The sequence below is a fragment of the Streptomyces sp. NPDC047117 genome (assembly GCF_040643545.1).
Lineage (GTDB): Bacteria > Actinomycetota > Actinomycetes > Streptomycetales > Streptomycetaceae > Streptomyces.
Window position 1 is genome coordinate 1 of sequence record NZ_JBEYUN010000002.1, and the last position, 23,161, is coordinate 23,161.

The following is a 23,161-nucleotide window of genomic DNA, read 5'->3' on the forward strand; positions in this document are numbered from 1 at the left end:
TCCGCTGCCGGTTCATAATCGAGCCGGCCGGTTCGAATTTCGGCATGCCGAAATTGTTCCCGAGGGAAGGTCGTGCAGTAGTGGGTTGCCGCATGAGCGGCGTGAGTGGTTGCCGGGAGCCGATGACTCCGTGGCAACTCGGAGGACACTACACGACGCCCCGGGTTCGTTCAAACCCGCGCATGGGGGCCCTCCTCGGCGTACCTTGGGGCCATGCATACGCGTGCGCTCGTACAGCAGTGGTGGCCCGCCTGACGGCGGCCGACCACAGCGCATGCATGATCACGGCCGCCGCCTCCGGCGGCCGTTCGCGTATCTCCCTCCTGTGACCGGCCGGTCGGCTCGGTGCGGCGGTCTCCACGTAATCACTCGCTCCACGCAAGGGAGCGACTGAGCAGGCAAGGGGACCGGAATGACGCGGATCTTCAGCGGTGTGCAGCCCACGGGGCACCTGACGCTGGGCAATTACCTCGGGGCGATGCGGCGGTGGGCCGCTGAGGACCAGTACCGGGCGGACGCGCTGTTCTGCGTGGTCGACCTGCACGCGCTGACCGTCGACCACGATCCGGCGCGGGTGCGGCGGCTCAGTCGGCAGGCGGCGACGCTGCTGCTGGCCTGTGGGCTGGATCCGGAGCGGTGCACGCTGTTCGTGCAGAGCCGGGTGGACGAGCACACGCGGCTCTCGTACCTGATGGAGTGCACGGCCACGGACGGCGAGATGCGGCGCATGATCCAGTACAAGGAGAAGGCGGCGCGGGAACGCGAGCGGGGCGGGAGTGTCCGGCTGTCCTTGCTCACCTATCCGGCGCTGATGGCGGCCGATGTGCTGGCGTACGGGACGGATGAGGTGCCTGTGGGTGAGGACCAGGCGCAGCACGTGGAGCTGACCCGGGACCTGGCGGTCCGGTTCAACCAGCGGTACGGGCAGACGTTCGTGGTGCCGAGGGCGACGCTGCCGGCGGTGGGCGCGCGGGTGATGGACCTGCAGGAGCCCACACGGAAGATGGGCAAGTCGCACGTCCGTACGGCGGGGATCGTCTATCTGCTGGACGAGCCGGACGTGGTGCGGAAGAAGGTCATGCGTGCGGTGACGGACGCGGGCAGCGAGGTGGTCTACGACCGGGCGGAGCGGCCCGGGGTCGCGAACCTGCTCGATGTGCTGGCGGCCTGTACGGGCGAGAACCCGCGGGCGCTGGCCGACGGGTACGACTCCTACGGTGCCTTGAAGAAGGACACGGCGGAGGCGGTGGTGGAGACACTGCGGCCGGTGCGCGAGCGCCACGCGGAGCTGGCCGCGGATCCGGCGTACGTCGACGAGGTGCTGAGCGCCGGGGCCGAGCGGGCCCGGCGGATGGCCCGGCCGCGGGTGGACGCGGCCTACCGGGCGGTGGGGCTGCTGGCGTGAGAGCCCGGCTCGGCGGCTGCCTGGCAGGGCAGCCGCCGGGCGGGCTCAGCCGTTGCCGTTGGCCAGGGCGCGGCTGCGGTCCCGCGCTGCTTCGAGGGCGGCGATGAGGGCGGCCCGTACGCCGTGGTTCTCCAGCTCGCGGATGGCGTTGATGGTGGTGCCGGCCGGCGAGGTGACGTTCTCGCGCAGCTTGACCGGGTGCTCGCCGCTGTCGCGGAGCATCACGGCGGCGCCGATGGCGGCCTGGACGATCAGGTCGTGCGCCTTGTCGCGGGGCAGGCCGAGCAGGATGCCGGCGTCGGTCATGGCCTCGACGAGGAAGTAGAAGTAGGCCGGGCCGGAGCCGGAGAGGGCGGTGGCCGCGTCCTGCTGGTTCTCGGGGACGCGGAGCGTCTTGCCGACGCCGCCGAAGATCTCCTCGGCGTGCGCGAGGTGTGCGTCGGTGGCGTGGGTGCCGGCGGAGATGACGGACATGGCCTCGTCGACGAGGGCGGGGGTGTTCGTCATGACGCGTACGACCGGGGTCTCCGGGGCCAGCCGCTCCTCGAAGAAGGAGGTGGGGATGCCGGCGGCGCCGCTGATGACGAGACGGTCTGCCGGGACGTGCGGGGCGAGCTCGTCGAGGAGGGCGCCCATGTCCTGCGGCTTGACGGTGAGGATGAGCGTGTCGGCGGCCTTGGCGGCGTCGGCGTTGCTGACGGCCTCGACGCCGTAACGCTCGTGGAGCTGCGCTGCGCGCTCGGGGCGGCGGGCGGTGACCAGCAGGTCGGACGGGGACCAGCCGCCGCGGATCATGCCGCTGAGCAGGGCCTCGCCGATCTTTCCTGTGCCTAGGACGGCGACCTTGTGGGACATGCGGTTCACCTCGCCGGTGGGACTTCGTGGTGCGCGCCGGGCGCTCGGTACCGCGTCATCCTCGCATTCGGTGGTGTCCGGTCGCCGGGGCGTTTCACGTTGTGAACCGTTGCGGGTCGGGTGCGGCTGCGCCGGACCGTTTCGGGGCTAGTGCGTGCGGCGGCGGAGGGTGGCGGCGCCCAGGGAGAGGACGAGCAGGGCGCAGCCGGCGACGACGGCGATGTCGCGGAGGAAGCCGGTGGTGACGTCGGGGTGGCGGAGCACTTCGTTCATGGCGTCGACCGCGTAGGACATCGGGAGGACGTCGGAGAGGGCGGAGAGCACCGGCTGCATGGTGTCGCGCGGGGCGAAGAGGCCGCAGAGCAGGAGCTGCGGCATCAGGACCGCGGGCATGAACTGGACGGCCTGGAATTCGGAGGCCGCGAAGGCCGACACGAAGAGGCCGAGGGCCGTACCGAGGAGGGCGTCCAGGACGGCCACCAGGAGGAGGAGCCAGGGGGAGCCGGCGACGTCCAGGTCCAGCACCCACAGGGCCAGGCCGGTGGCGACGGCCGACTGCACGACGGCGAGCGTGCCGAAGGCGAGGGCGTAGCCCGAGATCAGGTCGGCCTTGCCGAGCGGCATGGCGAGGAGGCGTTCGAGCGTGCCCGAGGTGCGTTCGCGGAGGGTGGCGATGGAGGTCACCAGGAACATGGTGATCATCGGGAAGATGCCGAGGAGGGAGGCGCCGATGGCGTCGAAGGTGCCGGTTCCGGTGGTGCTGTCGAAGACGTAGCGGAGCAGGGTGATCATCACGCTCGGGACGACGAGGAGGAGCGCGATGGTGCGGGGGTCGTGGCGGAGTTGGCGGAGGACGCGGGTGGTGGTGGCCAGGGTGCGGGCCAGGGAGGCCCGGGGTGCGGGGCGCGGCTCGCCGCCGGGGTGCGGGAGGGGCCGGCCGGCTTCCCGCTCACGGCTGCCCGCAGCCGTGGTGGCTTCGGGATCTTCGACCAGTTCGAGGAATGCTGCCTCCACCGTCGGGGCCCCGGTCGCGGTCGTCAGCGCCGCCGGGGTCGTGTCGGCCAGGACGTGGCCCTCGCGCATCAGGAGGAGGCGGTCGCAGCGTTCGGCCTCGTCCATGACGTGGGACGAGACGAGCAGCGTCACGCCGCGGTCGGCGGCGAGGGTGTGGAAGAGGTGCCACAGGTCGCGGCGGAGCACGGGGTCGAGGCCGACGGTCGGCTCGTCCAGGACCAGGAGTTCGGGGTCGCCGAGCAGGGCGACCGCGAGGGAGACGCGGCTGCGCTGACCGCCGGAGAGGTTTCCGGCGAGGACGTCGGCGTGCGGGGCCAGGGCGACGTCGGTGAGGGCCCGGTCGACGGCCTCCCGGCGGGCGGCGTGGGCGGCCCGGCCCGGGAGCAGGACCTCGGCGAAGTACGCGAGGTTCTGGCGGACGGTGAGGTCGTCGTACACGGACGGCGCCTGGGTGACGTAACCGATCCGGGGACGGAGGGACGCGTCGCCGGCGGGCCGGCCGAGGACGTCGAGCGCGCCGTCGACGTGGGCCTGGGTGCCGGCGATGGCGCGCATGAGCGTGGTCTTGCCGCAGCCGGAGGGGCCGAGGAGGCCGGTGACGCGGCCGCGCTCGACGTCGAAGTCGAGGGCGTCCAGGACGGTGCGGCCGCCGCGTACCACGGAGAGGCCCCGGGCGCGTACGGCAGGAGCGGGGTCGTTGCCGGGTACATCGGACGCATCCGGTCCGCCCGGAGCGCTCGCCGCACGTAGTGCGCTCCCCACCGCCCGGCCCTCCTCGGACCCGCTCGCCGCGTCCGGCCCGTGCGTGCCGTCCGGCCCATAATTCATCATGTGTTGAATAATGCGCCGGGCGGAATCAAGGCGTCAAGGATCGGGGGCGAGGGAACCTGCCGGGGGAGGGCAACCGTTCAACGAAGGCGCACGTGCATGCACGTGCGTCGTGTCCTGACCCGTGAGAACCGGACGTTCGGATCGCCCGGCGTGTGGGGGTTCGGCATGTACTCCCGGCGGCCGCCGGAGCGATCGGAGGAGATCGTTCCTCTCTGATAACTCCGCGTTAACTTGACGGTTACACACGGACTTGCCGTACAGGGGCTGCCTTTGGACACAATGGAAGTGACTGTCCACGGACGCCGGAGGAGGCGACGATGGGGAAGCCGGGTACCGCGATACGCCCTGCCCTGGTCATCTTCATTGCCGCACTGCTGACTCTGCTGTCCACGGCCGGTTTTGCCTTTGCCGAGCCCGCCGAGGGCGCAGGCACCCAGGCCGCCGCACCCAAGAGCAGCGGCTCCGCGCCGGCCGCCGAGACCGTCAAGGCCGCTGCCGAGGGCAGCGGCAAGGGCGAGATCGGGCCCGAGACCTGTCACCTGCGACGGGCCGTCCGCACCTCTGCCGGACCGCCCACGCCGCCCGATCCGCGTGCCTACTGCGTGTGCTGCCGCACCGCGCCGGTCGACGATCACGAACCGGCCGTCCCGTTGGCGCGTTCGCACGCCAAATCACTGCAGAGAATCGGTCAAATTCCCCTCACTCTCTGTGTTTTTCGCTGCTGAGGGATGTCAACACGGGCTTCCCCCTTGCCCGCGCACCGCACCACACGGGCGTGACCACGCCAATCACATCTGACCGGAAGCGACCGCTGACCGGAACCGACCGCCAGAAACACCGCCCTACAGACGGCTGACGGCGACCGGCCGCGCGGCCCGGCACTTCCGGCCGGCCCGGCGTGCCCACGTCCGCTCCGTACGGATCCAGCAATCCATCCGCAACAGCTCCTGCCGCAGCACGCACTGCCGGCGGGTACCAGCTGGAGGCATCCTCATGCGCAATTTCGTCGAACGGATCTTCAACTCCCGTCTCGGCCCCCCGGGCACCGACGCACCGCCGGGCTCCCCCGCCCCCCGACGCGGCACCCTCCGCGCCGACTTCACCGCCTCGCTGGTGGTCTTCCTCGTCGCCGTGCCGCTCTGCGTCGGCGTCGCCGTGGCCTCCGGCGTGCCCGCCGAACTCGGCCTGGTCACCGGCATCGTGGGCGGTCTGCTCACCGGCCTCCTGCCCGGCTCCAGCCTCCAGGTCAGCGGCCCGGCCGCCGGTCTGACCGTGCTGGTCTTCGAAGCGGTGAAGCAGTACGGCGTCGGCGCGCTCGGCATCCTCGTCCTCGTCGCCGGCCTGCTCCAGCTGCTGATGGGCGCGCTGAAGCTCGGCCGGTGGTTCCGCGCCATCTCAGTGGCGGTCGTCCAGGGCATGCTGGCCGGCATCGGCCTCGTACTGATCGCGGGCCAGCTGTACGCCCTCGCCGACGCGAAGGCGCCCGGCAGCGGCCTCGCCAACCTGGGCGGACTGCCCGACCTGTTCATCGACACCGTGGGCTCGAACTCCGCACTGGCCGCGGTCGCGATCGGCGCCGGCACGATAGCCGTACTCGTCCTGTGGCCGCGCTGGAAGAAGGCCGCGAAGGTCCTGCCCGCGCCGCTCGCCGCGGTGGCCCTCGCCACGCTCGCCGTCTTCGCCTTCGACCTGCCCGTCGCCCGCGTCGAGGTGCAGGGCCTGCTGGGCGCCATCCAGCCGCCGGGCGCCGACGACTTCTCGCGCGTCGCGGAGTTCGGCGTCATCGGTACGGTCCTCGCCTTCACCCTCATCGCGTCCGCCGAGTCGCTGTTCAGCGCGGCGGCCGTGGACCGGCTGCACGACGGTCCGAAGACGGACTACGACAAGGAACTGATGGCCCAGGGCGCGGGCAACACCGTGTGCGGTGTGCTCGGCGCGCTCCCCATGACCGCGGTGATCGTGCGCAGCTCCGCCAATGTCTCGGCCGGCGCCAAGACCAAGGCCTCGCGCGTGCTGCACGGCGTGTGGCTGCTGCTGTTCGCCGTCGCCTTCCCGTCCGCGCTGGGCGTCATCCCGGTGGCCACGCTGGCCGGTGTCCTGGTGCACGCGGGCTGGAAACTGATGCCGCTGAAGGAGATCGTGCCGCTGTGGCGTGAGCACCGCGGCGAGGCCATCGTGCTCGCGTCGACCGCGATCGCCATCGTGGTCACCAACATGTTCGAAGGCGTGCTGATCGGTCTGCTCATGGCGGTCGCGAAGACGGCGTGGGAGACCTCGCACGTGCACCTGGAGGTGTCCGGCGACGGCATCGACGGCGGCGCCCGCGAGCAGCAGAGCCTCGTGGTGGCCAAGTCGGTGCCCGGTGGCGGGTCCGTGGCGACCTCCACGATCGAGGACGCCGAGCCCACCACCGCCACGGCCGCCGGGCCGGTCCGCGTACGCGCCGTCGGCAACGCCACCTTCCTGCGGCTGCCGCGCCTCCTCGACCAGCTGGAGGAGCTGCCCGCCGACCGGGAGATCCAGCTGGACCTCTCGGGCCTGCGCCACCTCGACCACGCCTGCGAGGCGGCCCTCCTCTCGTGGGCCGAACAGCGCCGCCGTCAGCTCGCCGAGCCGGCCGGTGTGAGCATCGATCACATGCCGGTGCGCGGCGCGGTCTCCTGACCCGCCACCCCTGAAGCAGGGCGCTCGTCCTGGGAGATCCCCCTGGTGGCGGAACAGGTTCCCGTCACCGGGGGGATACAGGAATCCGTACGACCCCATAAGGTCAGCGCGATCTCTCCCGTCCCCCACACCCCAGGACTCTCCCGTGAAACGCCGGCCCCTGCGCGCCTGCGGCGCGACCGCCGCTCTGTCCGTGGCACTCCTGCTGTCCTCCTGCACCTCCGAGGTCACGGCCGGCACCGCCGGTACCGCGGCCGTGGACGGCCGGGACACCCTCGACGATCCGCTCTTCCCCGCCCTCGGCAACGGCGGCTACGACGTACGCCACTACGCCCTGGGCCTGGACTACGACGTGCGGCACGGCACGCTCGACGCCACCGCCCGCCTCACCTCCCGGGCCCGGCAGCGCCTGGCGTCCTTCTCCCTCGACCTGCACGGCCTGAAGGTGACGCGCGTTCAGGTCGACGGTGAGCGCGCCGACTTCTCCCGGCGGGGCGACAAGCTGCGGGTACGCCCCGCCGACCCGCTCGCGAAGGGGCACACCTTCCGCACCACCATCGCGTACGAGGGCCGCCCCTCGGACTTCGCCGATCCCGACGGGTCGACGGAGGGGTGGGTGCGCACGGCGGACGGGGCGTTCGTCGTCGGCGAGCCGGCCGGGTCGCAGACCTGGTTCCCCGGCAACCACCACCCGAGCGACAAGGCGTCGTACGACATCACCGTCACCGTTCCCGAGGGGTACACCGCCGTCGCCAACGGCGAGCTGCGGAGCCAAAAGCGGACGTCGGGCGCGCGGACGACGTTCCGCTGGCACAGCGCCGAGCCGATGGCGTCCTACCTCGCCACCGCCACCGTCGGGAAGTTCCGGGTGCGGACCGGCCGGACGGAGGAGGGCCTGCCGCTGTACGTGGCCGTCGACCCCAAGGAGGCGCGGAAGAGCGCCGCGCCGCTGGGCCGTCTGGCGGAGATCGTGTCCTGGGAGTCGAAGGTCTTCGGCCGCTATCCCTTCTCCTCCGCCGGGGCCATCGTCGACCACCCGCCCAAGAGCGTGGACTACGCCCTGGAGACGCAGACCAAGCCGATCTACTCCGGTGCCCCCGACGAGCTGACCGTGGTGCACGAGATGGCGCACCAGTGGTTCGGCGACTCGGTGACGCCGGAGACCTGGCAGGACATCTGGCTCAACGAGGGCTTCGCGACGTACACGGAGTGGCTGTGGGCGGAGCGGCACGGGGGCACGTCACCGCAGCAGGAGTTCGACCGGCATTACCGGCAGCCGGCCGACTCCCCGCTGTGGGAGTTCCCGCCCGGCCGCCCGGGCAAGGCGGAGAACGTGATGGAGACGCCGGTGTACGAGCGCGGCGCGATGGTCCTCCAGCAGCTGCGGAACGCGGTGGGCGACCGGACGTTCTTCCGCATCCTGAAGGAGTGGCCCGCCGAGTACCGGCACCGCACGGCCGGGACGAAGGACTTCATCGCGTTCTGCGAGAAGCGCGCGCACAAGGACCTGACGGGCCTGTTCGACACCTGGCTGTACGGGGCGGGGAAGCCGGACCGGACGTACTGAGCCCGGCCCGCCCGCGCTCAGCCGACCCAGGGCAGCAGCCGCGCCGCGCCCGGCCGGCGGCGGGCCAGCCGGAGGACGCCGTACGCGCTGCGCACGACGGTCTCCTTGGTGCGGGCGGCGGCGCGGCCGGTGAGGATCCGCTCGTACGGGGTGTCGTCGGCGCGTACCGCCTGGATCAGCCCGTCGCGCCGGCCGAGGCTGACGCACTGGACGAAGAAGCGGTAGCCGAACGGCGGCGGTTCGGTGCCGCGGGTCTCGGCGAGGAGTGCGGTGGCCGCGTGCGAGCCGGTCGGCAGGGCGGTGGCGCAGGCCATGCGGAGCGCGCCGGCGGCCGGGGCGTGGGCGGCGGCCGCGTCGCCCGCGACGTAGATGTCCGGGTGGCTGCGGGAGCGCAGCGCCGCGTCCACGGCGATCCGGCCCGACTCCTCGACCGCGAGCCCCGCCTCGCGCGCCAGACCGGTGGCGGGCACCATCGCGCCGGCCCACACCAGCACGTCGGCGTCGGTGCCGTCGGTCACCCGGTGGCCCTCCTCGGTCCGTACGCCGAGTCGGCCGAGCACCGTCCGTACGTGGTCCCGGCCGCGTGCGGACAGTCCGGCGCCGAGCACGCCGGCGGTCAGCAGCCGGACCCGCCAGTCGGGGCGGGCCTCGGCCAGCTCGGCGGCCAGCTCGATGCCGGTGAGGCCGCCGCCGGCGACGGCCAGCGTGCCGGGCCCGTCCTGGAGCCGTTTGTGCAGCTCGGCGGCGGTCTCCGGAGTGAAGGCCCGGGGATCGGGCGCGGCGCCCGTGCCGCTGCCGAGCGCGTACACCAGGCGGTCGTAGCCGAGGGTGCGGCCGTCGTCCGTGGCGACCGTACGGGCCTCGGGGTCGAGCGCGGTGGCGCGGGCGGTGACCGCGCGGACGCCGGTGCCGCGCAGCAGGGCGGTACGGGAGTGGGTGATGTCGGCGCGGCCGGCGGCGAGCTCGTGCTGACGGACGCGTTCGGTGAAGCGGTCGGCCGGGTCGACGAGGGTGACCCGGGCGTGCGGGGCGAGGCGGAGCGCGGCGAGGGTGCCGGCGTATCCCCCGCCGAGCACCACGACCTGCGGTGCGGTCAGCGGTCGCTGCTTCTGCATGGTGTCCTCCTGGTGTTCCGGCCGGTGTTCCGGTGGCACAAGGGGGACGGGACGGGCGAGCGAAGTGTGACGGGCCCGGGAGGGGCGTGCGTCACAGCGCGTCGAAGTCCAGGTGCGCGAGCTTCTCCGGGTTGACCACCGCGGCCACCTCGGTGATCCGTCCCGCGTGGACGGTGAAGCCGAAGACGGCGGCCCGCCCGTGCGCCGGGTCGACGAAGACCAGGCCGGTGGCGCCGTTGACCTCGCGCAGCGAGACCCGCATGGTCCGCCGGTCGAAGCCGCGGACCAGGCCCTGTGCGAAGCGGGCGACCTTCTCGCGGCCGAGCACCGGCTTGCGTGCGGCGGGCAGCTTGCCGCCGCCGTCCGAGCGCCACACCACCTCGGGGTCCAGCACGGTCAGCAGCGTCTCCAGACCGCCGCCCATCACGGCGGCGAGGAACGCCTCCACGGTGCGGCGGTGTTCGGCGCGGTCGACGGTGCGGCGCGGCGCTTCGGCCCGTACCCGGCGGCGGGCACGCGCGGCCAGCTGCCGGACGGATTCCGGGGTGCGGCCGACGACCTCGGCGATCTCCGGGAAGGGCACGGCGAAGACGTCGTGCAGGACGAAGGCGGTGCGTTCGGCCGGGGTCAGCCGTTCCAGGACGGTGAGCAGGGCGAGGCCCACCGACTCGTCCAGGGTGATCCGGTCCTCGGGCAGCCCCGGCGGCTCCGGGGCCGCGCCGTCGGTGACCACCGGCTCCGGGAGCCAGGGGCCGACGTAGGTCTCGCGGCGGGCGCGGGCCGAGCCCAGCTGGTCGTAACAGATACGGCTGACGGTCGTGGTCAGGTACGCGCGGGGGTTGGCCACCTCCCCGGCGGGGCGGGACTGCCAGCGCAGCCAGGCCTCCTGGACCGCGTCGTCGGCATCGCTGACCGTGCCCATGATCCGGTACGCGACGGCCCACAGCCGGGGCCGGTGCGTCTCGAACTCGGCGAGCGGGTCGGTGTCCATCTGCTCCTCCTGGTGCCGGCTCCGTACGGGGCGCGCGCGGCGGCCCCGTACTGCGGACGAAACGGCGCCGGGAGGTGTGACACCCGGGAGGTCAGCGGCGCTTCTTGCCCTTGCCGCCGGACTTGGCGCCGCTCTTCGCGCCCGTCTTGCGGGCGGCCGGGTTGCCCGTGCGGGCGGTGCGCCGGCGGGCGTGGCGCTCGCGGGCCGCCTCGTACTCCGCGCGGTGCAGCTTCTCGCCGGGCGCCTCGATCAGCGCGCGGCAGAAGTAGGCCAGCAGCGAGCCGATGAAACCGATCATCATCAGGCTCTGCGCGGACTTCTCGGCCTTCTCGGCGGCGCGGTCGGCGGCCGGCTCGCGGTGCCGGACGAACCCCTCCCACGTACGGCGGAAGGCGAGCACGCTGCACACCGCGAAGCAGACCACGATCAGGACGTTCACCAGCGAGCCGACCTCGGCGACCGCCAGGCCCTCGAAGGCGAACCGCAGCACGAACGCGCCGAGCACGGCCAGCACGAGCGCGCCGAGGGCCACGCCCGCGCGGCGCAGCGCGTAGCCGCCGTCGTGGTGGACCCAGGTCGTCCCGAAGAACCGGATGGCGACCGGCTCGGGCCCGGCCGGATCGTCGGCCGGGCGCTTGTGCTCCTCGCTCATGCCGTCGATTATCCCCGCCCGCCGTCGCCTCTCCCGGCCGGCCCGGCGCGGCGCCCGCCGGTCAGCTCCCGCAGACCGGGGCGACCAGACCGCTGCTCCCGGTGTACACGTACGCGTCGGAGACGTACTGGCCGCTGCCGATGCAGTCCCAGATGTCGCTGGTGCCGTACGGACCGATGACCCGCTGGCCGTGGCGCTGGCAGCGGATCGGGACCGAGGAGCCGGCCGGCAGGGTGCGGACGACCGCGGCGCCGGTGCTCGGGCCGCTGCGGACGTTGAGGCGGTAGCCCGGGGCGACCGGGTAACTGCGGTAGGCCGATACGGTGCCGGCCGCTTCGGCCGCGCTGTCGACGGTGTTCTCCTGCGTGCTCATCTCGCACTCCCCCGTGGAATGTCGTGTAAATGTCCGCCCGGCTGCGGGGCCGATTTTTGGTCACCCGCGCCGAACCGCTCGACGACTCGAACGAGAGCAGGCTAGCAAGCGGTGTCCGGGCCGCAGCCGTCATCCACTAGGCTCCGAGCGTCGCATCTGCGGCCGTTTGTGCGGCCGAATACACGGGGGTGGGGAGATGCCGCCGCTGCGGAGTTCCGGCGTCGGACCGGAAGCGGAGCATCCGGAATACGCGGGGAACTACCGGCTGGAAAAGCTGCTCGGTTCGGGCGGTATGGGCGTGGTGCACCTGGCGCGTTCGGCGTCCGGACTGCGGCTCGCCGTGAAGGTGGTGCACGGGGAATTCGCGCAGGACCCGGAGTTCCGCGGCCGGTTCCGCCAGGAGGTGGCGGCGGCGCGGCGGGTCAGCGGCGCGTTCACGGCGCCGGTCGTGGACGCCGATCCCGACAGCGAACGCCCGTGGATGGCGACGCTCTACATTCCCGGTCCCACCCTTTCCTCTCATGTGAAGCGGAACGGCCCGCTGGCCCTGGACGAGGTACGGAAACTGGGTGCCGGACTGGCGGAGGCGCTCCGCGACATCCACCGTGCGGGCGTGGTGCACCGCGATCTGAAGCCGAGCAATGTCCTGCTGGCGCCGGACGGCCCGAAAGTCATCGATTTCGGCATTTCCCGACCGTCCGACAGTGAAATGCGGACGGAAACCGGCAAATTGATCGGGACGCCGCCTTTCATGGCGCCCGAACAGTTCCAGCGGCCGCGCGAAGTGGGACCGGCGGCGGATGTGTTCGCGCTGGGTTCGGTACTGGTGCACGCCGCGACCGGGAGCGGCCCGTTCGACTCGGAGAGCCCGTACCTCGTCGCGTACCAGGTGGTCCACGACGAGGCGGACCTCGCGGGCGTGCCGGAGGAGCTGGCGCCGCTGCTGCGCAGCTGCCTGGCGAAGGATCCGGCGGACCGCCCGACGCCGAGCCAGCTGATGGCCCGGCTCCGCGTCGACCTGCCGACGGAACTGAACCTCGATCCGCTGCACGAGCCGCCCGCCGCCGCGCTCGCCACCGGCCCCTTCTCCGGCCCGGGCTCCCTCTACGGCCCGGAATCGCTCCTGGAGCCCGACTCGACCCTCGACGCGCCCGAGCCGGTGGCCGCGGCGGCCGTGCCCGAGGCGGCCGTTCCCGAGGCGCGCGCCGCCGTCCCGGACGGGGCGCTGCGCATACCGGCCCAGCGCGCCCCCTCAGAGGCCGTCCCCACCCACGTACGGGCCAGGCCGCCGGTGACGCCGCCCCCGGCGGACGCCTCCCCGGCCACCGGCTCCCCCGCGCCGCGCCGGCCACGCCGCTGGGCGGTCTGGGCGGCGGTCGCCGCTGTCGTCGTCGGCGGGGGCGGCTTCCTCGGCGTACGGGCGCTGCTCCCGGCGGACGCCCCGGAGGTGAAGGCCGGCGCGACGGGCACGGCCGAACCGTTCCACCCGTGGCGCACCGCGCTGCTCGAACGGCCGCCCGGCCACGCCGCCGAGATGCCCTTCTGCTCCTTCGCGCCGCGCACCGCGCCCTCCGCCGCGAAGGCCGTACCGGCGCTCTTCTGTGCCCAGCGGGACGTGCGGGCCGCGCGCCTGGAGCCGGAGCACGGCGCCGTGACGTGGCGGCTGCCCGCGGGGCCCGCCACCGACACCGACCTGCCGCCGGCCGCGCCGGTGTTCTCCGGCGGGCTGCTGTACGCCCTGTCCGCCGACGGCAAGCGGCTGGACGCCTTCGACCCCGCGGCGGACGGCAACGGCGCCCGCCGCTGGACCAAGGACGTCTCCGCGTACCGCGGGCAGGTCGCCGTCGTGGGCGACGCCGTGCTGCTCACGGCCGCCGACGGCACCGTCACCGCGCTGGACAGCCGGACGCACGAGGAGCGGTGGAGCCGCGCGTTCCCGGGGCACGCGCTGCCCCGTTTCCGTACTTACGGGGGCGGGTCCACCGCGTACACGGCCACCGTGCAGGACGGCGGGCGCACCCTCGTCACGGCGATCGGCCTCGCCAAGGGGGCCGTCCGGTGGGAGAAGGCGCTGCCCGGGGCGCTCACCCCGGCAGGGCCGGGCAGCGGCGGCGCGCTCTTCCTGACCGCGGCCGCGCCGGATTCCCGTACGGAGGCGGTGGTGCGGTACGACCCGGAGCGCGGCGCGGTGCGCCGGTACCGGCTGCAGGCGCCGCTGGACGACGCGCTCGCCGTGGTGCGCGGCGGGACGGTCTATCTGCTGGCCTACGGGGGCACGCTGCAGGCGGTGGGCGCGCGTACCTGGTCGGTGGAGACCTCCGTCAGCCGCGGTTCGCAGCCGGTGGTGGCCGGTGACCGGCTGTACTTCAGCGCGCCCGACGGGCGGCTGCTGGCGGTGGACACCCGGCGCGGCGCGATGCTCGGGCAGACCAGGCCGCGGCTGGCCACGGGGCGCGGCGGCTTCCTGGAGACGGTGCCGTCGCCGGTGCTGGACCCGGCCGCGCGCCGGATCTTCGCCTCGGCCCCGGACGGCACGGTCTTCGGCGTGGACACGGCACAGCCCGGCCGCTGGTAGCCGGTACGTACGCGGACGCCCCCGGCGTACGGAGGTCCGTATGCCGGGGGCGCGTGGGTCGTGGGGTCAGCCGAGCTTGCTGACGTCCCGGACCGCGCCGCGGTCGGCGCTGGTGGCCATCGCGGCGTAGGCGCGCAGGGCCTGCGAGACCTTGCGCTCACGGTTCTTCGGCGCGTAGACGCCGTTCAGGGCCTCGCGGCGGGCGGCCAGCGTGACCTCGTCCACGGCCAGCTCGATCGAGCGCTCCGGGATGTTGATCTTGATCAGGTCGCCGTCCTCGACCAGCGCGATGGTGCCGCCGGCCGCCGCCTCCGGGGAGGCGTGGCCGATGGACAGGCCGGACGTGCCGCCGGAGAAGCGGCCGTCGGTGACCAGCGCGCAGGCCTTGCCCAGGCCGCGGCCCTTGAGGAAGGAGGTCGGGTACAGCATCTCCTGCATGCCCGGGCCGCCCTTGGGGCCCTCGTACCGGATGACGACCACGTCGCCGTCCTTGACCTCCTTGTTCAGGATGCGCTCGACGGCCTCCTCCTGGGACTCGCAGACCACTGCGGGGCCCTCGAAGACCAGGATCGACTCGTCGACGCCCGCGGTCTTCACGACGCAGCCGTCCTCGGCGATGTTGCCGCGCAGCACCGCCAGGCCGCCGTCCTTGGAGTAGGCCTCCGCCACGGAGCGGATGCAGCCGTTCGCGGCGTCGGTGTCCAGCGAGTCCCAGCGCTCGGACTGGGAGAACGCCGTCGCCGAGCGCTTGCAGCCGGGCGCCGCGTGGAACAGCTCGACGGCCTCCGGGGAGGGCGAGCCGCCGCGGATGTCCCACTCCTTGAGCCAGTCGGCCAGCGAGTCGGCGTGCACGGAGGACACGTCCTCGTTCAGCAGCCCGCCGCGGAACAGCTCGCCCAGGATGGCCGGGATGCCGCCCGCGCGGTGCACGTCCTCCATGTAGTACGTGCCCTGCGGCGCGACGTTCGGCGCGACCTTGGAGAGGCAGGGGACGCGGCGGGAGACCTCGTTGATGTCGTCCAGGCCGAAGTCCTGGCCGGCCTCCTGGGCCGCGGCCAGCAGGTGCAGGATCGTGTTGGTCGAGCCGCCCATGGCGATGTCCAGCGCCATGGCGTTCTCGAAGGCCGCGCGGGAGCCGACGTTACGGGGCAGGACGGTCTCGTCGTCCTGCTCGTAGTAGCGCTTGGTGATGTCCACGACCGTCCGCCCGGCGCGCTCGTACAGCGCCTTGCGCGCGGTGTGCGTGGCGAGCACGGAGCCGTTGCCCGGCAGGGCCAGGCCCATGGCCTCGGTCAGGCAGTTCATCGAGTTGGCGGTGAACATGCCGGAGCAGGAGCCGCAGGTCGGGCAGGCGTTGTTCTCGATCCGGAGGATGTCCTCGTCGGAGACGTTCTCGTTGACCGCGTCGGAGATCGCGTCGATCAGGTCCAGCTTGCGGACCGTGCCGTTGACCAGCGTGGCCCGGCCGGCCTCCATCGGGCCGCCGGAGACGAAGACCGTCGGGATGTTCAGCCGCATCGCGGCCATCAGCATGCCCGGGGTGATCTTGTCGCAGTTGGAGATGCAGATCAGGGCGTCGGCGCAGTGCGCCTCGACCATGTACTCCACGGAGTCGGCGATCAGGTCGCGGGAGGGCAGCGAGTAGAGCATGCCGCCGTGGCCCATCGCGATGCCGTCGTCCACGGCGATGGTGTTGAACTCCCGGGCGATGCCACCCGCCTCCTGGATCGCCTCGGAGACGATCCGGCCGATCGGCGCGAGGTGGGTGTGGCCCGGCACGAACTCGGTGAAGCTGTTGGCCACCGCGATGATCGGCTTCCGGCCGATGTCCGCGCCCGCTACGCCCGAGGCCTGCATAAGGGCACGGGCGCCCGCCATGTTGCGGCCGTGGGTAACGGTGCGGGACCTCAGCTCAGGCACGATGGTCACTCCCTTGGGATTCGGTGGACTCGCCGCCACGCAGGCGCCTCGCGGGGCCCTGCGCCGGGCCTCCGGCCTGCGGCGCAGTCACGTCACGGCAGTCACATATCAGCTGATCCGAGACTACGCCTCCGATCCAAGATCTGGACAGTCCCTCCGGAATGTGAGACGCCCGATCGCCATGCGGACGGGACGGAACACAACCGGCCACGAACCGCAGCGCAGCGCGCCCGCTCACGCCTCCGCGAGATACCGCTGCAGCGTCGGCGCGACCATCCGCACGATGTCCTCGGGGTCGGCCGAGGCCAGCGGCTCGACCCGGACGACGTACCGCAGCATCGCGATGCCGACCAGCTGGGAGGCGGCCAGTTCGGCGCGGAGGCGCGGCTCCGGCACGGCCAGCTCCGCCGCCACCCGCTCCAGCATCCGCCGCAGCACGATGCCGCGCAGCACCTTCGCCGCCGCCTCGTGGGTCACGGCGGACCGGACCACGGCGAGCAGCGGGGCGCGGGTCGCCGGGTTCTCCCAGATGCCGAGGAAGTACCGCGCGAACCGCTCGCCGATGCCGTCGGCGCCCTGCGCCAGCACGTCGGGGAGGTGCAGCGCGGGCTCCATGGACACCTCGATGGCCGCGCCGAAGACCTGCTCCTTCGTCCCGAAGTAGTGGTGCACCAGCGCCGGGTCCACCTCCGCCGCCTTGGCGATCCCGCGGATGGAGGTCTTGTCGTACCCGCGCTCCGAGAATTCCGTACGGGCCGCGGCGAGGATCCGCTCCCGTGCGCCGGGGCCCATCGCGCCCTCCGTACGGGAGGGGCGGCCGCGCCGCCGCGGCGCTGCCCCGGAAGCGCCCGCACGGGGCGCGGTCACGAGCCGTACACCCGGTTCGGCGAGGCCAGGTGGAGCCGGGTGAAGGCGAGGGCCTCGGCGAGGTCGGCCTCGCGTTCGGCGGCGGAGAGCGCACGGCGGGTGTTGACCTCGATGACGATGTGCCCGTCGTAGCCGGTGGCGGCCAGCCGCTCCAGCAGCTCGGCGCAGGGCTGCTTGCCGCGCCCCGGGACCAGGTGCTCGTCCTTGTTGGAGCCGCTGCCGTCGGCGAGGTGGATGTGGGCCAGCCGGTCGCCCATCCGGTCCACCATGTGCAGCGCGTCGCTCCGGGCGGTCGAGGTGTGCGACAGGTCGACCGTGAAGTGCCGGTAGTCGTCCTTCGTGGGGTCCCAGTCCGGCGCGTACGCCAGCATCTCGCGGTCGCGGTAACGCCAGGGGTACATGTTCTCGACGGCGAACTTCACGTCCGTCTCGTTCTCCATGCGCCACACACCGCGCACGAAGTCCCGGGCGTAGTTGCGCTGCCACCGGAAGGGCGGGTGCACGACGACCGTGGAGGCGCCGAGCTTCTCCGCCGCGTTACGGGCCCGCTGGAGCTTGGTCCACGGGTCGGTGGACCACACGCGTTGAGTGATCAGCAGGCACGGCGCGTGGACAGCCAGCACCGGCACGCCGTGGTAGTCGGACAGCCGGCGCAGCGCCTCGATGTCCTGGCTGACCGGATCGGTCCAGACCATGACCTCGATGCCGTCGTACCCCAGGCGTGCGGCGATCTCGAAGGCCGTCGCGGTCGACTCCGGATACACCGACGCCGTGGACAGGGCGACCTTCGCATCCGGGATGCGCACCACTGGCTCCGTCACGAAGGACAGGGTACGGGCCCGTGCCGTACCGGGGGCAGGCGGTCCGCTATGTCGAACGACACCATGACGCGCTCATGACGCGTTTTTGGCGGTCCGGGGCCGCGCGGGCACGGCCTCTCCGGGGCTCAGCCCGGCTCGCCGTTCGGCAGATGGTCCAGCCGCCGCAGGATGACGCCCTCGCGCAGCGCCCACGGGCAGATCTCCAGCTCGTCCACCTTGAAGAGGTCCATCGCGGCCTCCGCCACCAGCGCCCCGGCCAGCAGCTGGCGGGCCCGCCCCTCGGAGACCCCGGGCAGTCCGGCGCGCTTGTCGGCGGTCATCGTGGCCAGCTGGGGCACCCACTCCTCCAGCGTCGCCCGGCTCAGCCCGCGCTGTACGTACAGGCCGTCCGCCGAGCGGGCCGCGCCGGCGAGTCTGGCCAGCTGCTTGAAGGTCTTGGAGGTGGCCACGACGTGGTCCGGCGTCCCGAAGCGTGTGAAGTCGCTCACCACCCGGGCGATTTCGGCGCGCACCCGGCGCCGCAGCGCCCGTACGGCCTCCGGGTCCGGCGGGTCGCCGGGCAGGTCGCTGTTGGTGAGCCGGCCCGCGCCGAGCGGCAGCGAGACCGCCGCGTCCGGGACCTCGTCCAGGCCGTACGCGATCTCCAGCGAACCGCCGCCGATGTCCAGGAGCAGCAGCCGCCCGGCCGACCAGCCGAACCAGCGGCGGGCCGCGAGGAACGTGAGCCGGGCCTCGTCCTCGCCGGAGAGCACCCGCAGCGTGACGCCGGTCTCCTCGGCGACGCGCGCGAGCACGTCCTCGCCGTTGGGTGCGTCACGTATCGCGGAGGTCGCGAACGGCAGCACGTCCTCGACGCCCTTGTCCTCCGCGACCTGCATCGCCTCACGGACCGTCGCGACGAGCAGATCGATGCCCGCGGCGGCGACGTTCCCGCCCTCGTCGAGGAGTTCGGCCAGCCGCAGTTCCGCCTTGTGGGACCAGGCGGGAAGCGGGCGCGCGCCGGGGTGCGCGTCCACCACCAGCAGATGCACCGTATTGGAACCCACGTCGAGAACACCGAGTCGCATACACAGAAAGCTACTGCGGCCCCGTGACGCCTTTAGGCTGGGGATGTGGCGAAGACGAAAAAGGCGAAGCAGGAAAAAGCCCTCAAGAAGCTCGAAAAGCAGCAGGCGCGCGGGGCGGCGTCCGACGAGGTGACCGACGAGGTCGGCCTCGACTTCGCCCGCGCCTGGGTCACCTTCCCGGACCCGGCCGACGACGAGCAGGTCTTCAAGTGCGACCTGACCTGGCTCACCTCGCGCTGGAACTGCGTCTTCGGCGGCGGCTGCCAGGGCATCGAGGCGGGCCGCGCCGACGACGGCTGCTGCACGCTCGGCGCGCACTTCTCCGACGAGGAGGACGAGGAGCGGGTCGCCGAGCACGTGGCGCGGCTCACACCGGACATCTGGCAGTTCCACGACGTGGGCAGCACGACCGGCTGGGTCGAGGAGGACGAGGACGACGGCGAGCGCCAGACCCGGCGCTGGAAGGGCTCCTGCATCTTCCAGAACCGCCCCGGCTTCCCCGGCGGCGCCGGCTGCTCGCTGCACATCCTGGCCCTCCAGGAGGGCCGCGAGCCGCTGGAGACCAAGCCGGACGTCTGCTGGCAGCTCCCGGTGCGCCGCACCTACGAGTGGATCGACCGGCCCGACGACACCCGCATCCTCGAAATCACCATCGGCGAGTACGACCGCCGCGGCTGGGGCCCCGGCGGCCACGACCTGAACTGGTGGTGCACCTCGGCGACGTCCGCGCACGGCGCGTCGAAGGCGGTGTACCAGTCGTACGCCCCCGAGCTCATCGAGCTGATGGGCAAGGAGGGCTACGACCGCCTCGCGGAACTCTGCGAGGAACGCCTGGCCTCGGAGAGCCCGATGGCTCCGCACCCGGCGGACCCGGTGCTGCTGCCCATGCCGGTGGTGCCGAAGGCCTGACGGCGGCGGTGCCCGGGCCCGACGGCGCTCGGCCCCGGGCTCCGGGCTCCGGGCCTCAGCCGGCCGGGCTGCCGCTGTCCGACGGCGGCGGCGTCGTGCTGGGCGGCGGCTCGCTCGGCGGCGGCTCGCTCGGCGAGGGCTCGGTGGGCGTGGGCGACGGCGGCGGGTCGCTCGGCGAGGGATCGGACGGCGTCGGGCCGGGCGGCGTGGGCGTCGGGTCCGTCGGCGGGTGCGTGGGCGTCGGCCGCGGCCCTCCGGGGTCCGGCCGAGTCGCGCCGCGTCCCTCGATCGTGACCACCGACCCCGCCGGGTCCACGGTGATCCGGGCCCGCCAGTACCCCGCCGGCTCCCGGTCGTGGTCGACGTACACCCTGACCGTCGTCGACTCCCCCGGCTGCAGCACCCCCGCCGTCGTACTGAACTGGAGCCACGGCGCAGCGGTGTGCGCCGCCCACCGCACGGGCGTCCCGCCGGAGGCGGACAGCGTGATGAGGGTGAGGTCGCCGCTCGGCTGCGCCGCGACGGTCAGCCGCCCCGGCCCGGTGCGGGACCGCGAGGGGCTCGGCACGGCCTCCCCCAGCCGCTCGCCCTGCGCGCCGATGACCTCCACCGACACGTCCGGCGAGTGAGTGCCGGGACCGAACCGGGGATCGGGCGTGGTCTGCGCGCTGCCCGCCTTCTCGTACGGACGCGCGCCGAGCCGGTCACCCTCGGTGTCGCCGGCGCTGACGGACGTGCCGTCGGTCTCGCCGGTCAGCGGAGCACCCCGGTACGCCGCCCAGAGGGCGAGCACCGGCGCCGCCAGGACCGTGGCCACGACGGTCGTGGTGAGGGCGCGGCTGCGCAGCCGGGCGTTGCGGGCCGCCCGGTCCTTGGGCCCGAGGGGGAAGCCGTCGCGGTCGTAGCGGGGTGCAGAACCGTTTACGCCGACCGCCCGTTTCGTGCGCCCCTGCGCCCCCTTCTCCAGCGGCTCCACCGCCCGCCCGGTCCGCGACCGCAGGGCCGCGCGCATCGCGACGCGGGCCGCGGCGCGCGGCGCCGTGACCATCGGCAGCGGCCCCTGCGCCACCGGCTCGGCCCCGGGCCAGGGCCCGCCCGCCGTCGCCCGCTCGGCCGTCCGGCGGCACTCCTCGCAGGCGTCGACGTGCCGTACGAGCTCCCGCCGCAGCGCCGTGCCCAGCAGCGTCCGGGTGTCCCCGGCCAGCCGGGCCACGTCGGGGCAGCGGCCGAACTCGACGACGGCGAGCGCCGCGCGGGTGCGCTCCACCTCGCAGGCGGCCGTGGAGAGCAGGGCGCGGGCCGTGACCGGCTCCATGCCGAGCACGGCGGCCAGTTCGCGGGAGCCGAGCCCGTGCCGTACGGACAGCTCCAACGCCTCGCGCTGCTCCGGGGTCGTACCGGCCGCTTCCGGCCAGGCCAGCGCGGCCAGTTCGCGCCGCTGGTCGGTCTCGTCGTCGGCCGCGGGCTCCGGGCGCGCGTCCGGGTCGGCGAGCCGCCGCTGACACGCCCAGCGGGCCAGCGCGTACAGCCACGGGCGGTACAGCGCGGGGTCGGACGGGCGGCGCCCGTGCTGCCGCTCGGCGAGCGCGAGCACCTCGCCGAGCACCTCGGTCGCCGCGCCGTGCTCGCACAGCACGGAGAGGCAGTACGTGAACAGTCCGTCCACGTAGGGCTCGTAGCGCTCGGTGGACAGGTCGTGCCGGTCGTGGCGGTCGGACCGGGCGGCACGGCCGGCCCGGCCCTGCCGTCGGTCCCGCTCCGCCCGGGGCGCGCGGAGCGGTGCGGCAGTGGTCTGTGTCGGATGTCCGGGCCTGCTGCTCATCACCCGGCGACCGTAGACAGGCGGCGGTGACCGGTCAGGGCCGGTTGGCGGCTTTTAATTCTTTCGGGTGACGTTCTCCCTCAAAAGGGGACAGGCGTCCGATCCGTACCGTCCCCCACACGCGTATCCATGGCCACTGTCACCCGGAACGTGTCATCCACCATCGCCCGCCTCCTGCCCCTCACCACACGTCGTCCGTACCGTGCCCGGCCGCGTTGTCGGACCCCACGGCTACGGTGGCTCCCATGGCAACCCGCAAATCCCCGGCCAAGGACCGCCCTTCCTACCGCTGCACCGAGTGCGGCTGGACCACCGCGAAGTGGCTCGGCCGCTGCCCCGAGTGCCAGGCGTGGGGCACGGTCGAGGAGGCCGGCGGCAGCCCGGCCGTCCGCACGACGGCGCCGGGCCGGGTCACGACGGCCGCGCTGCCCATCGGCCAGGTCGACGGCCGGCAGGCCACGGCCCGCTCCACCGGCGTGGCCGAGCTGGACCGCGTGCTCGGCGGCGGTCTCGTCCCCGGTGCCGTGGTGCTGCTCGCCGGTGAGCCCGGCGTCGGCAAGTCCACGCTGCTGCTGGACGTCGCCGCCAAGGCCGCGAGCGACGACCACCGCACGCTCTACGTCACGGGTGAGGAGTCCGCGAGCCAGGTGCGGCTGCGCGCCGACCGCATCGGCGCCATCGACGACCACCTCTACCTCGCCGCCGAGACCGACCTCTCCACGGTCCTCGGCCATCTGGACTCCGTGAAGCCGTCGCTGCTGATCCTGGACTCCGTCCAGACCGTCGCCTCGCCCGAGATCGACGGCGCGCCCGGCGGCATGGCCCAGGTCCGCGAGGTCGCCGGGGCACTGATCCGCGCCTCGAAGGAGCGCGGGATGTCCACGCTCCTCGTCGGCCACGTCACCAAGGACGGCAACATCGCGGGCCCCCGCCTGCTGGAGCACCTCGTCGACGTCGTGCTGAGCTTCGAGGGCGACCGGCACGCCCGCCTCCGCCTCGTACGGGGCGTCAAGAACCGGTACGGAGCCACCGACGAGGTCGGCTGCTTCGAGCTGCACGACGAGGGCATCACCGGCCTGGCCGACCCCTCCGGCCTCTTCCTGACCCGCCGCGACGAGCCGGTGCCGGGCACCTGCCTCACCGTCACCCTGGAGGGCCGCCGCCCGCTGGTCGCCGAGGTCCAGGCGCTCACGGTCGACTCCCAGATCCCGTCCCCGCGGCGGACGACCTCCGGGCTGGAGACCTCCCGGGTCTCGATGATGCTGGCCGTGCTGGAGCAGCGCGGCCGGATCTCCGCGCTCGGCAAGCGGGACATCTACAGCGCGACGGTCGGCGGCGTGAAGCTGTCCGAGCCGGCCGCCGACCTGGCCGTGGCGCTCGCGCTGGCCAGCGCGGCGTCCGACACGCCCCTGCCGAAGAACCTCGTGGCGATCGGCGAGGTCGGCCTCGCGGGCGAGGTCCGCCGGGTCACGGGCGTACAGCGCCGGCTCGCCGAGGCGGCGCGGCTGGGCTTCACCCACGCCCTGGTGCCGGCCGACCCGGGCAAGATCCCGGCGGGCATGCGGGTCCGGGAGGTCGCGGACGTCGGCGAGGCGCTGCGCGTACTCCCCCGCCGCCCGCCCCGCGAGTCCGCGCGGAAGCAGGGCGCGCCGGAGGAGGCGGAGGCGTCCCCGCTGAGCGGCCGCTGAGCCGCGGAGGCCGCCTCCGGTGCGC

18 protein-coding genes and 1 pseudogene are annotated in these 23,161 nt (G+C 73.4%); 7 read left to right on the plus strand and 12 right to left on the minus strand.

Annotation, left to right across the window (positions count from 1 at the left end):
- Positions 1 to 412 precede the first annotated feature (412 nt).
- The gene (gene trpS, locus ABZ840_RS03095; RefSeq protein WP_361552447.1) at positions 413 to 1,405 is read left to right on the plus strand and encodes a tryptophan--tRNA ligase; all 993 of its coding nucleotides are present in this window, start codon (positions 413 to 415) and stop codon (positions 1,403 to 1,405) included.
- Positions 1,406 to 1,450: 45 nt separating this feature from the next.
- On the opposite strand, the gene proC is transcribed toward trpS, so the two are convergent.
- The 3 genes and pseudogenes from proC to ABZ840_RS03110 form a co-directional block, all read right to left on the minus strand.
- Entirely contained in the window at positions 1,451 to 2,260 is an 810-nt protein-coding gene (gene proC / locus ABZ840_RS03100; protein ID WP_361552450.1) for a pyrroline-5-carboxylate reductase, read from the minus strand.
- Between the two features lie 147 nt (positions 2,261 to 2,407).
- Complete coding sequence (locus ABZ840_RS03105) at positions 2,408 to 3,145, minus strand: ABC transporter permease (RefSeq protein WP_361553871.1); 738 nt, start codon at positions 3,143 to 3,145, stop codon at positions 2,408 to 2,410.
- A 249-nt stretch (positions 3,146 to 3,394) separates the two neighbouring features.
- Positions 3,395 to 4,105: pseudogene (locus tag ABZ840_RS03110) on the minus strand (ABC transporter ATP-binding protein); the annotation flags it as partial.
- Between the two features lie 317 nt (positions 4,106 to 4,422).
- Here ABZ840_RS03110 and ABZ840_RS03115 point away from each other — a divergent pair.
- From ABZ840_RS03115 to ABZ840_RS03125, 3 genes are all read left to right on the plus strand, one after another.
- Positions 4,423 to 4,830 carry a hypothetical protein gene (locus tag ABZ840_RS03115; protein ID WP_361552453.1) on the plus strand — a complete coding sequence of 136 codons (408 nt, stop codon included), beginning with the start codon at positions 4,423 to 4,425 and terminating at the stop codon, positions 4,828 to 4,830.
- A 268-nt stretch (positions 4,831 to 5,098) separates the two neighbouring features.
- Positions 5,099 to 6,769 (plus strand): SulP family inorganic anion transporter, encoded by a 1,671-nt coding sequence (locus tag ABZ840_RS03120; protein ID WP_361552456.1) that lies wholly within the window; start codon positions 5,099 to 5,101, stop codon positions 6,767 to 6,769.
- A gap of 145 nt (positions 6,770 to 6,914) precedes the next feature.
- Positions 6,915 to 8,336, plus strand: coding sequence for a M1 family metallopeptidase (locus ABZ840_RS03125; protein ID WP_361552459.1), 1,422 nt, complete (start codon positions 6,915 to 6,917; stop codon positions 8,334 to 8,336).
- Between the two features lie 17 nt (positions 8,337 to 8,353).
- Here ABZ840_RS03125 and ABZ840_RS03130 read toward each other — a convergent pair whose 3' ends face one another.
- From ABZ840_RS03130 to ABZ840_RS03145, 4 genes are all read right to left on the minus strand, one after another.
- Positions 8,354 to 9,451 (minus strand): FAD-dependent oxidoreductase, encoded by a 1,098-nt coding sequence (locus tag ABZ840_RS03130; protein ID WP_361552462.1) that lies wholly within the window; start codon positions 9,449 to 9,451, stop codon positions 8,354 to 8,356.
- 91 nt (positions 9,452 to 9,542) lie between these two features.
- On the minus strand, positions 9,543 to 10,442 hold the full coding sequence (sigJ, locus tag ABZ840_RS03135; RefSeq protein WP_361552465.1) for an RNA polymerase sigma factor SigJ: 900 nt from the start codon (positions 10,440 to 10,442) through the stop codon (positions 9,543 to 9,545).
- Between the two features lie 91 nt (positions 10,443 to 10,533).
- Complete coding sequence (locus tag ABZ840_RS03140; RefSeq protein ID WP_361552468.1) at positions 10,534 to 11,094, minus strand: hypothetical protein; 561 nt, start codon at positions 11,092 to 11,094, stop codon at positions 10,534 to 10,536.
- Between the two features lie 61 nt (positions 11,095 to 11,155).
- On the minus strand, positions 11,156 to 11,467 hold the full coding sequence (locus ABZ840_RS03145) for an SH3 domain-containing protein (RefSeq protein WP_361552471.1): 312 nt from the start codon (positions 11,465 to 11,467) through the stop codon (positions 11,156 to 11,158).
- 196 nt (positions 11,468 to 11,663) lie between these two features.
- Between ABZ840_RS03145 and ABZ840_RS03150 the strand changes: the two genes are divergently transcribed.
- Complete coding sequence (locus ABZ840_RS03150; protein ID WP_361552474.1) at positions 11,664 to 14,042, plus strand: serine/threonine-protein kinase; 2,379 nt, start codon at positions 11,664 to 11,666, stop codon at positions 14,040 to 14,042.
- A gap of 66 nt (positions 14,043 to 14,108) precedes the next feature.
- Here ABZ840_RS03150 and ilvD read toward each other — a convergent pair whose 3' ends face one another.
- The 4 genes from ilvD to ABZ840_RS03170 form a co-directional block, all read right to left on the minus strand.
- Positions 14,109 to 15,962, minus strand: coding sequence for a dihydroxy-acid dehydratase (gene ilvD / locus ABZ840_RS03155; protein ID WP_361552477.1), 1,854 nt, complete (start codon positions 15,960 to 15,962; stop codon positions 14,109 to 14,111).
- A 234-nt stretch (positions 15,963 to 16,196) separates the two neighbouring features.
- Entirely contained in the window at positions 16,197 to 16,754 is a 558-nt protein-coding gene (locus ABZ840_RS03160) for a TetR family transcriptional regulator (protein ID WP_361553874.1), read from the minus strand.
- A 71-nt stretch (positions 16,755 to 16,825) separates the two neighbouring features.
- Positions 16,826 to 17,650 (minus strand): sugar phosphate isomerase/epimerase, encoded by an 825-nt coding sequence (locus ABZ840_RS03165; RefSeq protein WP_361552480.1) that lies wholly within the window; start codon positions 17,648 to 17,650, stop codon positions 16,826 to 16,828.
- A gap of 125 nt (positions 17,651 to 17,775) precedes the next feature.
- The gene (locus ABZ840_RS03170) at positions 17,776 to 18,717 is read right to left on the minus strand and encodes a Ppx/GppA phosphatase family protein (RefSeq protein ID WP_361552483.1); all 942 of its coding nucleotides are present in this window, start codon (positions 18,715 to 18,717) and stop codon (positions 17,776 to 17,778) included.
- A 45-nt stretch (positions 18,718 to 18,762) separates the two neighbouring features.
- Here ABZ840_RS03170 and ABZ840_RS03175 point away from each other — a divergent pair, with 45 nt between their 5' ends.
- Positions 18,763 to 19,626: a hypothetical protein gene (locus ABZ840_RS03175; RefSeq protein ID WP_361552486.1), complete on the plus strand. Its 864-nt coding sequence runs from the start codon at positions 18,763 to 18,765 to the stop codon at positions 19,624 to 19,626.
- A 55-nt stretch (positions 19,627 to 19,681) separates the two neighbouring features.
- Here ABZ840_RS03175 and ABZ840_RS03180 read toward each other — a convergent pair whose 3' ends face one another.
- Positions 19,682 to 21,448 carry a sigma-70 family RNA polymerase sigma factor gene (locus tag ABZ840_RS03180; RefSeq protein WP_361552488.1) on the minus strand — a complete coding sequence of 589 codons (1,767 nt, stop codon included), beginning with the start codon at positions 21,446 to 21,448 and terminating at the stop codon, positions 19,682 to 19,684.
- Between the two features lie 245 nt (positions 21,449 to 21,693).
- Between ABZ840_RS03180 and radA the strand changes: the two genes are divergently transcribed.
- Complete coding sequence (radA, locus tag ABZ840_RS03185; RefSeq protein WP_361552491.1) at positions 21,694 to 23,136, plus strand: DNA repair protein RadA; 1,443 nt, start codon at positions 21,694 to 21,696, stop codon at positions 23,134 to 23,136.
- Positions 23,137 to 23,161 lie beyond the last annotated feature (25 nt).

Coding starts and splice junctions, on each gene's coding strand:
- ABZ840_RS03140 (WP_361552468.1), bottom strand. CDS start 11,094: ATGAGCGAGGAGCACAAGCGCCCGGCCGACGATCCGGCCGGGCCCGAG.
- ABZ840_RS03150 (WP_361552474.1), top strand. CDS start 11,664: ATGCCGCCGCTGCGGAGTTCCGGCGTCGGACCGGAAGCGGAGCATCCG.
- sigJ (WP_361552465.1), bottom strand. CDS start 10,442: ATGGACACCGACCCGCTCGCCGAGTTCGAGACGCACCGGCCCCGGCTG.
- ABZ840_RS03130 (WP_361552462.1), bottom strand. CDS start 9,451: ATGCAGAAGCAGCGACCGCTGACCGCACCGCAGGTCGTGGTGCTCGGC.
- ABZ840_RS03115 (WP_361552453.1), top strand. CDS start 4,423: ATGGGGAAGCCGGGTACCGCGATACGCCCTGCCCTGGTCATCTTCATT.
- trpS (WP_361552447.1), top strand. CDS start 413: ATGACGCGGATCTTCAGCGGTGTGCAGCCCACGGGGCACCTGACGCTG.
- ABZ840_RS03170 (WP_361552483.1), bottom strand. CDS start 18,717: ATGCGACTCGGTGTTCTCGACGTGGGTTCCAATACGGTGCATCTGCTG.
- ABZ840_RS03180 (WP_361552488.1), bottom strand. CDS start 21,448: ATGAGCAGCAGGCCCGGACATCCGACACAGACCACTGCCGCACCGCTC.
- radA (WP_361552491.1), top strand. CDS start 21,694: ATGGCAACCCGCAAATCCCCGGCCAAGGACCGCCCTTCCTACCGCTGC.
- proC (WP_361552450.1), bottom strand. CDS start 2,260: ATGTCCCACAAGGTCGCCGTCCTAGGCACAGGAAAGATCGGCGAGGCC.
- ABZ840_RS03120 (WP_361552456.1), top strand. CDS start 5,099: ATGCGCAATTTCGTCGAACGGATCTTCAACTCCCGTCTCGGCCCCCCG.
- ABZ840_RS03160 (WP_361553874.1), bottom strand. CDS start 16,754: ATGGGCCCCGGCGCACGGGAGCGGATCCTCGCCGCGGCCCGTACGGAA.
- ABZ840_RS03145 (WP_361552471.1), bottom strand. CDS start 11,467: ATGAGCACGCAGGAGAACACCGTCGACAGCGCGGCCGAAGCGGCCGGC.